This is a genomic window from Thermanaerothrix sp. (genome assembly GCF_056331585.1).
Map to the genome: position 1 here is coordinate 13,340 of NZ_JBWGPQ010000031.1, position 14,161 is coordinate 27,500.

Below are 14,161 nucleotides of genomic sequence, written 5' to 3' on the forward strand. Positions count from 1 at the left end.
CATGCGAGCGCATAAATCATAGCGGGAACTCTTGCATCTCTTATTACCGCAAGAGTTCTCAAAGGTGGCCCTATTGTCGGATAGAGGTGAACATGAAGGCCTTGGTTAGATGGTGGGGCCGAGGGACACGTATAACCCGTTGCACGAGCCTTATGTCGGTTTTCCCTTTTCATCACTACCTTATTACCTTTAGTTGTAGAAGGAGGACCAACAACCATGTCCCTCAAAACAGTATCCGTTGAAGCAAGTCAGATCAATGGTTTCAGGGTTGAAACCCACGCCCGTCATCACATTGTGCACGTGGATCAACCGGCCGAGATGGGGGGCAGTGATGCCGGACCTACCCCGTTAGAATTTTTACTGATAAGTCTGGCCAGTTGCCTCTTGACGGTAGGTAAAATCGTTGCCCAACAGCGCAATTTGCCTGTACGTAATCTCAGTGCACGGGTTGAAGGGGATATTGACCCCGATGGCTTTCTGGGAAGGAACCCAACGGTTCGAGTAGGGGCTTCGCAAATTCGGGTTTATCTCCGCGTTGAAGGGGATTTGACTCCGGAGGGAAAAGAGGCATTTATCCGCGAGATCGAAGCTCGCTGCCCAATATCCGACAATATCGGTCATGCAACGCCAATTGAATTGGTGCTTGCTCAGGAAGCCTCTATAGCATAACTTCGGTTGGTGTGACCTCAGCTCCACCTATTAGCCCTCGCCAGTTTTCTCATCGCCAAAACGCGAGGCCTGCGCACTGGCGGGGGCTTTGATGTATAATCGGGATGCATCGGATTTGATTGGGTTTTAAACTCCGCCGTTCAGATCCGATCGGGAGTTGAATGGTGAACAGGCATTTATCGAGAAAAGGGACGTATGTTGCCCTTTTATTGATCTTGGTGGGTCTGGGGATCGGGTTGGGGCTTTATTCTCAGCGCCAGGCAGTGGCAGCGCCCGGTCAGGCTACCTCCTGGCAGCAGCAGATGCTGGCGCACTACACGCAGACGCTGGCTGTGCTCCAAGACCCCGAACAACAGGCCTTTCTGAAACAGAAAATAGCCCCGCTACAGACCCAGGAAGCCGCACGAGCGTTAGCACAATCCCGCCCCGCACCGACCAAACCTGCCGATCCGAATGCGTTGCGCCCGCCAGAGCCGCTGGCCGTGCAGAGTCTGCCGCGCGAGCCGGGCATTGTGGAAGGCGTGGCCGCACCGGTTAGCCCGGATGATTTCACCACCCGCAACGCCTGGCAGGGCGAGGTGGACGGTCAATGGATATGGGTCTATGCGGGTGCCCATACCTATATGCCGGAACAAGGCGCGCTGATCGTCCTGCCCGAAGGCGCGGTGAAGGAAGAATGGGTTGAAGGGCCTGCCGGAGCTGGGACTTTGCGTATTGTTACCGCTCAAGAAGGTGTGCTGCGCTTGGAAGCGGCGAACGGTGCCCAACTGGAATTTGACCTGCACACCCGTACCCTGCGCCAGATTGTGCCGTGAGCGTTATACGGCTCGCCACACCTGATACAGCCCCAATCGCCCGCCCTCACCATCGGATTCGAACGTCTCTTCCACGCGAAAGCCGCTGAACACAGCCAGAGCGTCCAGTTCCTCCCGGCTGAATTGGTGGACGTAGCGCAAGCCCACTTTTTCGCTCTGATCCGGCAGGGCATGGCGCCAGTCTAGTAAAGTGTCACCGGGTTCCAAGTCGGCCTCATCAATGCCGATCCGTGCCCAGGGCTGGCGACGAGCCAGCAAGCGCGGGCTGTGCTGAAATTGCCACACCGAGAGCACCAGGGTTGCGCCGGGTTCAAGATGTGCTCGTACTAGATGAAGCAAGCGCTCTCGATTTACCTGGCCGGGAATGTGGTGCAAGACGGCAAATGCCAACACAACCTCAAAGCGAGCATCGTCTAATGCTATGACCCAGTCCGGGTGACCCAAATCGGCCTGGCGGAAGGTAAAACGAGTTGCCAGAGCAGGCGGTAGATGGTTTGCCCAAGCCTGTGCTTCGGCCAGTAGTGCCGGGCTGAAATCCAGCCCTAGGTAGCGCCCCTGAAAATGATGCTGAGCCAGCCAGCGTGCCACTTCACCGTGGGCACACCCCAAATCCAGCCATTGCGCCGTCAGGGGCAAGCGTGGCAGGACGCGTAAAATCCCCGGTTGGAGACGTCGGCGGGTGGTTGCAAACGCCAGGCCAAAGGTCTGATAAAATTGAGCGTTAAGCGCCAGTAATTTGGCCGCGATTTCGGGTTTCACGTTTGCGATTATACTTGGGTTAAGGGATCTTTTAACGGTGGTGTGAAGATGAGTGAGGATTACTCAACCGTAGTTTTGGATGAGAAGGTGCAGCGTTGGGAACGGCACTATGCGCTGACGCCAGAACGTCTGGCGTTGGCCCAGCGTATCATCGAAGCCGTGCAAGCCGGGGAAGACGTGGCTCAGGCCATTCGTCGTCACCCGCTCCCAGAGGGCGGGCATTTGGCCAAATCGGTGCTGGTGGCGGCCTATCGTCACTTGGTGCAGCAGGGGCAATTGAACGAGGACGTGGCGTTGCTGGCCAAGTTGCGCATGAAACCCGTGCGCACGCTTTCGGGCGTGACCACGGTCACCGTGCTGACCAAGCCATACCCCTGCCCGGGGAAGTGCATTTTCTGCCCGACCGATGTGCGCATGCCTAAGAGTTACTTGCCCGATGAGCCGGGAGCGCAGCGGGCACTACAGAACGAATTTGACCCTTACCGCCAAGTGCGTTCGCGTTTGCTTTCTTACCAGGCCAACGGCCATCCCACGGATAAAATCGAGTTGCTGATTTTGGGGGGGACGTGGAGTGCCTATCGCCGCGATTATCAGGAATGGTTTGTCAAACGCTGCTTGGACGCGCTGAACGAGGCGGATTCAGAGGATCTAAGTGAAGCCCAGCAGCGCAATGAGACGGCACCACATCGTAACGTGGGCCTGGTCATCGAGACCCGTCCGGATGAAATTACCCCGGACGAATTGCGCTGGTTGCGCTATCTGGGCGTGACCAAAGTGCAAATGGGGGTGCAATCGTTGGATGATCGCATCCTGGCGCTTAACCAGCGTGGGCACACCGTTGCTGAGACCCTGCGCGCTGCAGCACTCTTGCGCGCCGCAGGGTTTAAGATTGTGATGCACTGGATGCCCAACCTGCTGGGGGCGACCCCTGAGTCTGACCGGGCTGATTTTACCCGCCTTTGGATGGATTTTTGCCCGGATGAGATCAAAATATACCCCACCCAGTTGTTGGAAAACACTGAGTTATATGCCTATTGGCAGCGCGGCGATTATGAGCCGTATTCAACCGAAACTTTGATTGACCTGATCGCCGATATTAAACCTACCGTTCCGGAGTACTGCCGCATCAATCGCGTGGTGCGCGATATTCCCTCGACCTACGTGGTGGCGGGAAATCGCCGCACCAGCCTGCGTCAGGACGTGCTGGCTGAACTGGCACGGCGCGGCCAGCAGTGTCGCTGTATCCGTTGCCGCGAGGTGCGCGATCGCCCGGTAGCCCTGGAACACCTGACCTTCAGCGATTTGACCTATCGCGCCGCCTATGCCGAAGAGCACTTCTTGCATTACGTGACTCGGGATGACCGCCTGGCAGGTTACCTGCGCCTTTCATTTCCCTTGCCTGAGGCACCGCAACTGCCTTTTACCGACCTGGAAGGGGCAGCGCTGATCCGTGAGGTGCATGTGTACGGTCAATCCCTGCCGGTGGGCGCCGAACAGCACGGTGCGGCGCAGCACATTGGTCTTGGCACCCGCTTGCTCCAGGCGGCAGAGGCCCTAGCCCGTGCACGTGGTTACCGCCGCTTAGCTGTGATCGCGGCGATTGGAACGCGGCAATATTACGAGCAGCGCGGCTTTGCTCGCGGCGATTACTACATGGTGCGCGAACTGGCCTAAGGAGTAATCAGGCGGCGCACCGGGCGCGGGTAACCCCAGCCGTGCAGACGCACCTCACGCGGGTCTTTGGGCCAGATGCCGGGGATTTTGTAGCCGCACTGCGGACAGGTTCCAGCGGCGGTCAGGCGATAGTCCAGGATGATGTAGCCGCGTCGTTCGATCAGGAGCGCCTGGCACTGGGGGCAGTACGTGTTTTCCAAACTCCCGACTCGCCCGGGCAGGTTCCCGGCATAGACGAAGTGCAATCCGGCTTCTTGCCCGATTTCGGCAGCGCGCAGCAGTGTCTTGGCCGGGGTGGGGGGCGGGTCGGTCATCTTGTAGTCGGGGTGGAAGGCGGTCACGTGCCAGGGAATATCCGGCGAGACCGAAACCAGGAAGCGCGCGGCTTCCCACAGTTCTTCCGGGCTGTCGTTGAACCCAGGGATGACCAGCGTGACCACCTCAACCCACAACCCCAGGTCGTGGGCCATTTTAATGGTGTCTAGGACGTGTTGTAATACCCCGCCCAATTGGCGGTATTGCTTATCCTGCATGGTTTTGAGATCTACTTTGTAGGCGTCCAGGTAGGGACGTAGATATTGCAGGACTTCAGGCGTGGCGTTGCCGTTTGAGACGTAGGCGCACAACAGGCCGGCTTCGCGCGCTTGTTTGAAGATAGCAACTGCCCACTCCGAGGTGATCAGGGGTTCGTTGTAGGACGAAACAATGGCAGCAGCACCACTGCGGCGGGCTAGATTCACCATCTCTTCCGGGGTGATCTCGAGTAGGGACTCAACCGGTATTCCCGCCGCGGGGTCGCGCAAGGTTTGCGAAGTGAGCCAGTTCTGGCAGAAACTGCAGTGAAAGTCACAACCGAGCATACCGAAGGTCAGTGCCTCACTGCCGGGTAGGACATGGGCGAAAGGCTTCTTCTCAATCGGATCTACCTGTAAGGCGGCTACATAGCCCCAGGGGACATATAGCACCCCATCGCGGTTAAACCGTACCTGGCAAATACCGCGCCGCCCGGTTTTGATGCGGCAGCGGTGGGCGCAAGCATAGCACTGCACAGTGTCGTCTTCCAGGCGAGTATAGAGTTCACCGGGGCGGGTCATGGCGTCCAAACGGTCAGCCAGTGTGACCATTTCAGCCTCCTTTCCTCTGAATTTATTATACTGCTGGGGTCAAGGGTTGCGGCGGGTTAACCTTTGAGGCGCATGGGCAACCCCGCTACCATGAAAATCACCTCGTCTGCGGCTGCGGCCAGGCGCTGGTTGACGTTCCCCAGCAGGTCGCGGTAGAGCCGCCCCAGAGGGTAGGGCGGCACCAACCCCAGCCCAACCTCGTTGGAGACGATGATCCAGGCGGCGCGGCTGGTCTGAATGCATTTCAACAGGGCTTCGGTTTCGACTTGTACCAGGGTTTCAGCAGTAGTGGGATCCAGCGGCTCGGGCAGGCTGAGCAAAAGGTTGCTGACCCATAGGGTCAGGCAATCCACCAGGATGAGTTCTGGTTCGGGCTGCCAGGCCGTGATGGCGGCAGCCAGGTGGCGTGGCTCTTCCAGGGTGTGCCAATGAGATGGTCGTTCGGCACGGTGGGCGGCGATGCGCGCGGCCATCTCGTCATCGCCGGCTTCAGCTGTGGCAACAAAGAGCACCTGAGTGTGAGGGTGAGCGGCGGCGAGGTGCTGAGCATGGCGGCTTTTACCACTGCGTGCTCCGCCGAGGATGAAGGTCACACGTGACGCCATAAGGGGTTCTTCTCTCCGGGGTCATCTCAATGGGTGCAGGGCGTCGCAAAAAGGACGCCGTCATGGTACAAGTTAGCCCAAGCATAAACCGGCCAGTAGGTCAGGTCAAATGCCAGGCGTAGTGGCAAGGCAAAGACCGCTGGCTCGACGAACTCACCTTGTGAGGCTTGAGCGTGCCGGCACTCAGCTTGGGCGGCTTCCCAACCGAGGTGAAAGACCAACCCCAGTCCCACATAGATGATCAGCGCGATGAGAAGCAAAGACCAGATTTTCAAGCGAGTATTCATCGGGTTTATGCTCCAAAATTTGAAAAGAACCACCACCTCAGGGAATTGCGAAGGCTAACAGGATCAGCGTTTCGCTCACCTCGATGACGGCTCCCAACACGTCGCCGCTGATGCCACCCAGACGGCGCTGTGCCAGCCATCCCAATGCGGCACTGCCCGCAGCCGCCAGGGGCAGGGCGATCAGGCTATGCCAACCGCCGAGGGGAATCACAAGCAACGGTAGTGGGCTGCTCCAGAGTAGGGCGCGCGGGGTGACTGCCTGTACAAATGTTGCTCCCAACCCCTCCGGACGGGCAGGGGGTAACCGCCCCACCCACAGCACCAGCCAGCGCGCCCATACCGGGGCGAGTAACACGCCCAGGGGGTGCAGATTGAGTACGGCAAGCAACGTCATGAGTTTGACCAGTAGGTGCAGCATCAAGCCGATGACGCCAAAGGCACCCAGGTGTGGGTCCTTGAGCACCTGCCAGCGCTTTTCGGGTGGCAGGGGCGGAAAGAGGGTGTCCCAACAATCGGCCAAACCGTCCAGATGGAGAAAGCCGCTTAAGACCGCCCAGGCGAAGAGGATTAATGACGCCACCAATAGAGGCGAGAAGAGTCTTGACAGTGCTTGTGCGAGTCCAAGGCTGATTCCACCAAACAGCAGACCCACCCAGGGAAACCAGGGCAACGCCTGCTCAAAAGGGATTGCGGGGTGAGGTGAAGGCAGTGGCAAGCGGGTGAGGAAGGCCAGAGCCAGTCGTAAACCCCGCCAGAGAGAGCCAGTAGAAGAGGGACGCAAAACACAACTCCTGAAAGCAAGGGCGTGGCGGTAAAATTATACCCGGAGGTCAACCTAACATGCCGGCATTGCTATCATCCGAGAGACCTGTTTGGCGGTGTTCCTATTGGATGATTGGGATGGGGATAACGCTGGGATTGATCGCGGTGGTGACCCTTCTGGGCCCGACCGAGCGTGTGCTGGTTACCGCCTTGCGCCTGGTGCTGTTGCATGGGGCCTGGGTGTGGGTGGGCAAGGCAGCCTATATGCTGGCCGGCGTGGCCGGGCTGGTCTTCTGGTTGACTCGCCGTCTGGTGTGGGTAGAACGATCAACGGCGTTGGGGTGGACGGCGTTGTTTGTTTGGTCCACCTATCTCCCAATGTCGCTCTATCTTCAGATAACCATTTGGGGCGGCGTTTTTTGGGAAGAACCGCGCTGGCGGGTGCCGCTAATGTTGTGGGGGGTCAGCCTGGCGTTTCAGATCGCCGAGTGGCTGATGCGTGAGCCGCGCGTGTTGGCGTTCTTGAACGCGGCGTTTGCGGGCCTCTTATGGTGGCAGTTAGGAGCTACGGAGACCATTTTGCATCCCCAATCGCCCATTTTCGGGGGCGATGCGGTGCGAATTCAGGCCCATTTCGTGCTGTTGGTTCTTTTGTGCAGTTTGTTGATGCTTCAAATCGCCGGGGTTCTGATGCCCACGGCGCGGCGATTGTTCGCTCATCTTACCTGACAGGATATAACGATGAAACAGTCCATGCGTCCATTAGGGGTACAGGTGGGGCTTTTTACATTGATTCGGATTTTAATCAACACCAGTTACCGTATGGTCTATCCCTTCTTCTCGTTCTTCCAAGGTGGTTTAGGGGTTTCGTTACCTGCGTTTTCGCTGGTGCTGACCCTGCGTTCGTTCAGCGGCGTGGTGGGGCCACTGTTAGCACCGTTGACGGATCGTTACGGACAGCGTCCAGCCATGTTAGCCGGGTTGGGAATGTTTGTCCTCGGGAGCGGGCTGGTCGCACTTTTACCCAACTATGGAAGTTTTCTGATCGGATTGTTCCTGATGGCCAGTGCCTATCAGGTGTTTCTGCCGGCGATGCAGGCCTTTCTCGGGGATCGGGTTGCCTATGCCGAACGGGGTCGGGTCATGGGCCTCACTGAACTAGGATGGTCACTGAGTTTCATCTTGGGGATCCCGGCGGTAGGGTGGCTGGTTGAGCGTGTTCGTATCTGGTGGGCGCCGTTCGTGGTATTTGCCCTGGTTGGGGTCGTTTTGCTGGGGGTATTATGGTGGTTGGTGCCGCGTGATCCGCAAGGGGAACGGCATTCGGCGGCGACCTCACGCTTGCAGGTGCGGGCTTTACTGCACTCCCCCCACGTTTTGATTGGCTTGGCGATGGGCTTGGCGCTGACCAGCGCTAACGAGATGGTTAACCTGGTGTTTGGGTTGTGGTTGGAGTCCCAGTTTGCCTTGCAATTGGCGGCGTTGGGTGCGGCTTCGGTGGTGATTGGTGCCTCGGAACTGCTGGGTGAAGGCATTTCGGCGCTGTGGGTGGATCGTCTGGGCAAGGAACGGGCAGTGGCGGTGGGCATCATGCTCAACAGCCTCTCGGCAGTGGGGTTGTTCCTGCTGGGCAAGACGATTACCGGGGCGTTAGTGGGGCTGTTTCTCTTTTACCTGACCTTTGAATTTGCTCTGGTGAGTTTCTTGCCGTTGATGTCGGGTACGTTCCCGGCCCTGCGGGCGACGGTAATGGCGGGAACAATTGCCGCTTTCTCGCTGGGGCGAGCGGTGGGAGCGGTATTAGGGCCATTAACTTACTCACTGGGGTTCGGTGTTAACCTAGGCCTAGCGATTCTCTTTAATACCCTAGCCTTAGTGGCGTTGCGGCGGGTGCAAGTGGCGGAATTGGTGCCTGAGGTGCCGGGAGTGGGCGGTGAAGATTAAAGCGTAGCCTTAGATTGTATCTATCCCTGAGCACGGAGGCTTTATTGGTATAATCATAACGAACGCTGGAGGCTACATGGAGATTACCTGGTACGGTCATTCCTGTTTTCGGATTACCGAGCGCAACCTGGCCACGGTGGTCACAGACCCTTATGATCATCGCGCGGTGGGATATGCGCCACTCAAACTCAAAGCCGATATTGTGACCATCAGTCATGCCGCTCCGGGACACAATTATCTTGCGGGAGTAAAGGGAGAGCCCTACGTCATTACTGGCCCGGGTGAGTATGAGATTGGCGGGGTATTTATTACGGGATTGCAGACCAACGGCACGGGGAAAAAAACCACGGACGAACCACGTAACACCTTGTATTTGATTGAGTATAATGGGATTAACGTCTTGCACCTTGGCAACCTTAATCGCGTGCCGACCCAGGCTGAGGTGGAATCCTTGGGCCCGGTGCACATCGTGTTGGTGCCGGTGGGTGGGGGGAGTACACTCAACGCGGCCAAAGCCGCCGAGGTGGTCAGCCTGTTGGAACCTAGTATCGTCATCCCGATGCATTACGCTACCCCGGATAGCGCGGTTAAACTGGATGGCTTGAACAAATTCCTCAAGGCGATGGGGCTGAACGAGGTCACCCCGCAACCGGTGCTGAAAGTCAACAGTGTGAATGCTTTGCCGGAAGAAACGCAAGTGATTGTTTTGGAGTATCAGCATCATTAGAGGAGTTAACCTTGGCCGTCAAGTTGTTGATGTCTTGGGATATCCGCCCTGATCGCGAACAGGAATATTTCGAGTTTGTGGTGCGCGAATTTATTCCTGGGGTGCAGCGCTTGGGGTTTGAACTGAGTGATGCCTGGGCTACCGTCTTTGGGGATCACCCTCAAATCCTGGTCGGTGCTGTGGCATCCTCGGCCAGCAAGGCGCGCCAAATTTTGCAATCGGATGAGTGGAAAGCGCTTAACAACCAGTTGCAAGATTTTGTCAAGAACTATTCGTTCAAGATTGTGGAAGCTCGCGGTGGTTTTCAGTTCTGACATGAGGGCACGGTGAGTGAACTGGCGCAGCGCCTGCTGGCCTGGTTTGACCAAAATGCCCGTTCTCTGCCCTGGCGTGAAGATCCCCCCAACCCGTATCGGGTATGGGTTTCGGAGGTGATGCTTCAACAAACCCAGGTCGAGACGGTCGTGCCGTATTTCGAGCGCTGGATGGCGCATTTTCCCACCCTGGAAACCCTGGCAGCCGCCTCGGTGCAAGATGTGTTGCGCTTGTGGGAGGGTTTGGGCTATTATCACCGGGCACGTGCGTTGCACCGAGCTTCACAAGTTATCGTCGAAGAGCGGGGTGGCGCTTGGCCACAAAAGGCAGAAGAGTGGCAGTCCCTGCCGGGGGTCGGTCCGTATACCGCGGCGGCCATTGCTTCGATTGCTTTTGGTGAACCGGTGTTAGCGTTGGATGGAAATGTACGGCGGGTGTTGGCGCGCCTGTTCGATTTGGACGTGCCGGTCAATACTCCGGCCGGGGAACATGAGTTGAAGCGATTGGGGCAAGAGCATATACCCCCGGAGCGGCCTGGTGATTTTAACCAGGCCCTGATGGATTTGGGGGCAATGGTGTGTACACCTCGCTCATCCCGTTGTGATGTGTGCCCATTGGCTGAGTTGTGCTTGGCTCGGGCACGGGGCACGCAGGCGCAACGCCCGGTTCGGCAGTCGCGGAAAACTGTGCCTCATTACATCGTCACTGCAGCGGTGATTTGGCGCGAGGGACGGGTGTTGCTGGCGCAACGCCCGCCGCAAGGATTGCTGGGCGGGATGTGGGAGTTCCCGGGCGGCAAGCAGGAACCCGGCGAGAGCCTGGAAGCGGCGTTGGAACGGGAAATCCAGGAAGAACTGGGAACGACGATTGAGATAGTTACAAAGGTGGGGGTGTTTCATCATGCGTACAGTCACTTTCGAGTCACCTTGCATGCCTTTCACTGCCGGCTGGTAGGCGGCGAGCCACAGCCCTTGGAGGCTACTGCGCTGGAATGGGTGCCATTAGCCCATCTCTCACACTACCCGATGGGTAAATTGGATCGTCAGATTGCGCGCGCTCTTATGTAAAGGTCAACACCGTCGGGGTGAGCTTTTCCTGCGTTGCGCGGGGGCTAGGGAAAAATAAAGTGCATCTCCTGTGCCCTAAATTATGTACAATATGGATTAGGGCGGGTTATCGGCTGGGAGGGCTGAAACAGTGGAGGCGAGCGTGACTGGTGAAGATGTCTTTGCGGCGTGGCGCGAAGCCATGGTGGTGGAGCAGATTGAACGGCGCGGGATTCGCGATCCGCGGGTGCTGGAGGCTTTCCGGCGTATACCGCGCCATGAGTTTGTTCCCCCGGCACTGCGCTCGCGTGCCTACGATGATGGCCCCCTGCCTATCGGTAAAGGGCAGACGATCTCGCAGCCGTTCATTGTGGCCCTCATGACCTCACTCCTTGAACTCCAGGGAGATGAAAAGGTGCTGGAGGTGGGCACCGGCTCCGGTTACCAGGCAGCCATCCTCAGCGTGTTGGCTAAATGGGTCTATACCATCGAGCGCCACGAGGTGTTAGCACAACGGGCAAAGGCGACATTTGAGCGCTTAGGGTTAAAAAACATCACCGTGATCTGTGGCGATGGCAGTTTGGGCTATCCGGAGGCGGCACCCTACCAGGGCATTATCGTAACTGCCGCCGCGGCAGCCCCACCACCCCCGTTAGTGGAGCAATTGGATGAGGGGGGGCGTTTGGTCATCCCGATTGGAGATTATATGGGCCAGGTATTACAAGTATGGAGGAAAGAAAAGGGTCATGTGGATTATGAGGATATTCTGCCAGTCAGTTTTGTCCCATTGCGCGGGCGCTTTGGCTGGAGCCCTCAGGCCTGGGAACGCTTTGAAGAAAATGAGTCTGAAGCATAGGAATAACCCAAATGGTCTTGTGACCTGGGGGTTTACCGCGTTCCTGGGCGCCAATCTCCCCATAGGTGGGATGCTCCGAACCGTGGGGGTAGCGTTGCTGACTGTGTTGTTGATTGCCTGTGCTCCAGCAGTTTCGTCCTCGATTTCTCCCTCGTCAGGGGTGGAAACGCCGCCGCCCATTTTATCCCCTCAGGTCGTCCCGATGACACCGTCCTTTACCCCCAGTGCAACCGAAGCACTTTTTCCTACACCAACCATGACCGCCACCCCGCGACCCGTGGTACCGGCGTTTCGGCACATTGTGATTTTGATCTTTGAAAACCGTGAGATCACGCGGGTGATCGGCAATCCCCAGATGCCGGTCTATAACCGCTGGGCAAGCGACTACACGCTGCTAACCCGTTACTATGCCATTACGCGCCCTAGTTTACCCAACTACCTGGCACTCATTGGCGGAGATACCTTTGGCATTCGCACCAATTGCATTGATTGCTATGTCAATGCCACCAGCCTACCGGATTTGATCGAAGCCAGCGGGCGCACCTGGAAGACCTATCAGGAAGCCATGCCCCAACCGTGTTACCTGCAATACACTCGCCGTTATGCGCCGAAGCACAATCCGTTTATTTACTTTGATCCCATCCGCACCGATACGGAGCGGTGCCAGAATCACGTGGTGGCGTTGAGTGAATTGGAAAACGACCTTGCCACCGGACGATTGCCCGATTTTGCTTTCATCACACCTGATTTGTGCAATTCCGGGCACGATTGTGGGCTGGATGTGGTCGATGCGTGGGTAGATACGTGGTTGCAGCGTCTGTGGGCGTATCCCACGTTGTCTGACGCGGGTTTGATCGTCCTGACCTGGGATGAAGGGCAGAGTGAACAGGGTTGTTGTGGCTTTGAACCAGGCGGTGGGCGCGTCGCCACGGTATTGATTTCACCCTGGGTCAAACGTGGTTTTCAGGACGATACCCCATACAATCATTACTCACTGCTCAAGACCATCGCTACCGCTTGGAATTTGCCCCTCTTGGGGCATGCTGCCGATGCTCAAACGCCCCTGATCGTAGCCCCCTGGGAGTGGCCTGAATAGTTCCAAGGATGAGGTTTATCCCTCGGTGCTCTCAGGGGTTGGTACCTCGGTGCCGGGGCCATATTCATAGACGGCTTGCCAGGGACGGTAGTGGGTCTTGAACGTATCTTGCAGATACACTTCGCCGTTGCGGTAAACCGTGCGGGTGACGATCACATCGGCGCCTTGGGCTTCCCAATCGACCTGCTTGATCTCTCCCTGGGCGAGGTCGGGGTTTTCGCGGTAAAGTGGTGGGGGTGGATCCACCACATTGATCGGGCCGGTGGTGTCCCACTCGACCCGGCGGCCGTCAGAGGTGGAATAGAACTTCCAGGTCAAAGTGCTGGCGGCGGGGTTAACGTAGGTTTCCATCAACAACCAGTAGGGGGTATCGTTTTTGAACTTAAAGTCCACCAATGGGACAAAAACGGTTGCATCCAGGCCGGCCAGACGGGGGTTGATGCGGTTGCCGGCCACTTTCTCGTAGTAGTAGACCCGATAGGCGTGAGCATGGCGCTCGATGATTGGGTAACCGGCAAAGAACGCAGCCCGAAAGAGAGTGGTGCTGACCTGACACACACCGCCCCCAACCCCTTTGATGGTCTGGTTGCCGACGATGATGAGAGCTTCGGCGTAGCCGTTATCGAGGGTGATATCACCCAAGGCCTGAGCCATGGAAAATACTTCGCCCGGTGCCACTAGCAAGCCATGGAAGCGCGCCGCCGCAGCCTGGATATTCTGCACCCGTTCGCGGCTGGAGCCATAGAAGTAACTCGTCTCGGCGTGGATCAATTCACGGATGCCTAGTTGCTCGGCGGTGGCATCATCGGTGACCGGCGGTGGGGTGTAATCGAAGACCAGGGCGACGGTGTGTTCGCCCTGGGTGACTTTTTCCTGAATGGTGCGGAGACTGGCTTCGATGTTGAGGCGGCGCCCAATGACGGCATGTTGAATCAGTTCCAATTGACGGGTATCATCGTTGAAAATGAAGCGCGCATTCTGAGGGTCTTTAGCTAGGGTGGGCGCCAAGTTGCTCAGGAAATTAAGCAAGGCATCTCGCTGGAGCGTCACCTGATAGGTGGCACCCTGTTCGTTCTGCACGCGTTCGATGGCAAGCATGCCGGCCAGCGTGGGTGGGTCAAAGACCCACGGACCCACCTGGCCAAAATCGGGCTGATCTTCAGGCAAGGTGATCGTCAGCGGCTGGCTGAGGATACGGCGCGCGACTTCGGCCTGAGCACTGGCATCCAGGATCAGCGGTGGGGTCTCGCGCACGATTAGCGGCACGACGCCGTCTGTGAGCGTTTGTAATTGGTGGGTAAGCAGAAGCAATGAGGCTTCGATATCCAGAGTGCGGCCAATTTCGCCAGAACGCACAATCACCTCGGTGCCCTGAAGGCCGAGGCTGGCCTCGAGCACCGGATGATCAATCTCCTGGGCGAGGTTAACCAGTTGCTGGTGAGCAATGCGCTGATCAAAGATCAATACAGGGGCAACGGTGCT

General features: G+C 57.6%; 16 protein-coding genes (1 of these 16 only partly in view). 10 read left to right on the plus strand and 6 right to left on the minus strand.

Translation table 11 applies throughout. The features are described 5' to 3' along the window. Window positions 1-216 precede the first annotated feature (216 nt). Both AC01YT_RS10530 and AC01YT_RS10535 read left to right on the plus strand, forming a co-directional pair. Window positions 217-669, plus strand: coding sequence for an OsmC family protein (locus AC01YT_RS10530; protein ID WP_476675231.1), 453 nt, complete (start codon window positions 217-219; stop codon window positions 667-669). A 161-nt stretch (window positions 670-830) separates the two neighbouring features. After that, complete coding sequence (locus tag AC01YT_RS10535) at window positions 831-1,484, plus strand: hypothetical protein (RefSeq protein WP_476675233.1); 654 nt, start codon at window positions 831-833, stop codon at window positions 1,482-1,484. Between the two features lie 3 nt (window positions 1,485-1,487). Here AC01YT_RS10535 and AC01YT_RS10540 read toward each other — a convergent pair whose 3' ends face one another. Continuing rightward, a complete protein-coding gene (locus tag AC01YT_RS10540) occupies window positions 1,488-2,243 on the minus strand; it encodes a class I SAM-dependent methyltransferase (RefSeq protein ID WP_476675235.1) in 756 nt (251 codons plus the stop codon). Between the two features lie 48 nt (window positions 2,244-2,291). Here AC01YT_RS10540 and AC01YT_RS10545 point away from each other — a divergent pair, with 48 nt between their 5' ends. After that, window positions 2,292-3,917 (plus strand): elongator complex protein 3, encoded by a 1,626-nt coding sequence (locus AC01YT_RS10545; RefSeq protein ID WP_476675237.1) that lies wholly within the window; start codon window positions 2,292-2,294, stop codon window positions 3,915-3,917. On the opposite strand, the gene amrS is transcribed toward AC01YT_RS10545, so the two are convergent. From amrS to cobS, 4 genes are read right to left on the minus strand one after another with little or no spacing between them, the layout of a single operon-like run. After that, on the minus strand, window positions 3,914-5,041 hold the full coding sequence (gene amrS, locus AC01YT_RS10550) for an AmmeMemoRadiSam system radical SAM enzyme (protein WP_476675239.1): 1,128 nt from the start codon (window positions 5,039-5,041) through the stop codon (window positions 3,914-3,916). The genes AC01YT_RS10545 and amrS overlap by 4 nt on opposite strands. Before the next feature lie 56 nt (window positions 5,042-5,097). Further along, entirely contained in the window at window positions 5,098-5,646 is a 549-nt protein-coding gene (gene cobU / locus AC01YT_RS10555) for a bifunctional adenosylcobinamide kinase/adenosylcobinamide-phosphate guanylyltransferase (protein WP_476675241.1), read from the minus strand. Window positions 5,647-5,672: 26 nt separating this feature from the next. Beyond that, window positions 5,673-5,933, minus strand: coding sequence for a hypothetical protein (locus AC01YT_RS10560; RefSeq protein WP_476675243.1), 261 nt, complete (start codon window positions 5,931-5,933; stop codon window positions 5,673-5,675). 37 nt (window positions 5,934-5,970) lie between these two features. Next, window positions 5,971-6,714, minus strand: a complete 744-nt coding sequence (gene cobS, locus AC01YT_RS10565; protein WP_476675245.1) for an adenosylcobinamide-GDP ribazoletransferase — start codon at window positions 6,712-6,714, stop codon at window positions 5,971-5,973. A 59-nt stretch (window positions 6,715-6,773) separates the two neighbouring features. On the opposite strand from cobS, the gene AC01YT_RS10570 reads away from it, so the two are divergent. The 7 genes from AC01YT_RS10570 (at window position 6,774) to AC01YT_RS10600 (ending at window position 12,679) form a co-directional block, all read left to right on the plus strand. Further along, entirely contained in the window at window positions 6,774-7,424 is a 651-nt protein-coding gene (locus tag AC01YT_RS10570; protein ID WP_476675247.1) for a hypothetical protein, read from the plus strand. A gap of 12 nt (window positions 7,425-7,436) precedes the next feature. After that, complete coding sequence (locus AC01YT_RS10575; protein WP_476675249.1) at window positions 7,437-8,639, plus strand: MFS transporter; 1,203 nt, start codon at window positions 7,437-7,439, stop codon at window positions 8,637-8,639. Between the two features lie 76 nt (window positions 8,640-8,715). Then, on the plus strand, window positions 8,716-9,366 hold the full coding sequence (locus AC01YT_RS10580; protein ID WP_476675251.1) for an MBL fold metallo-hydrolase: 651 nt from the start codon (window positions 8,716-8,718) through the stop codon (window positions 9,364-9,366). Window positions 9,367-9,377: 11 nt separating this feature from the next. Continuing rightward, window positions 9,378-9,680: a hypothetical protein gene (locus AC01YT_RS10585; RefSeq protein ID WP_476675253.1), complete on the plus strand. Its 303-nt coding sequence runs from the start codon at window positions 9,378-9,380 to the stop codon at window positions 9,678-9,680. Window positions 9,681-9,692: 12 nt separating this feature from the next. After that, window positions 9,693-10,748: an A/G-specific adenine glycosylase gene (gene mutY, locus AC01YT_RS10590; RefSeq protein ID WP_476675255.1), complete on the plus strand. Its 1,056-nt coding sequence runs from the start codon at window positions 9,693-9,695 to the stop codon at window positions 10,746-10,748. 142 nt (window positions 10,749-10,890) lie between these two features. Then, complete coding sequence (locus AC01YT_RS10595) at window positions 10,891-11,583, plus strand: protein-L-isoaspartate(D-aspartate) O-methyltransferase (protein ID WP_476675257.1); 693 nt, start codon at window positions 10,891-10,893, stop codon at window positions 11,581-11,583. Between the two features lie 70 nt (window positions 11,584-11,653). After that, a complete protein-coding gene (locus tag AC01YT_RS10600) occupies window positions 11,654-12,679 on the plus strand; it encodes an alkaline phosphatase family protein (protein ID WP_476675259.1) in 1,026 nt (341 codons plus the stop codon). Between the two features lie 15 nt (window positions 12,680-12,694). Here AC01YT_RS10600 and AC01YT_RS10605 read toward each other — a convergent pair whose 3' ends face one another. Then, window positions 12,695-14,161, minus strand: the 3' portion of a protein-coding gene (locus tag AC01YT_RS10605; RefSeq protein ID WP_476675261.1) for a VanW family protein. The gene runs 405 nt beyond the window's last position; 1,467 of the gene's 1,872 nt are visible here — the last part of the coding sequence; the start codon falls outside the window, past its right edge; the stop codon is at window positions 12,695-12,697.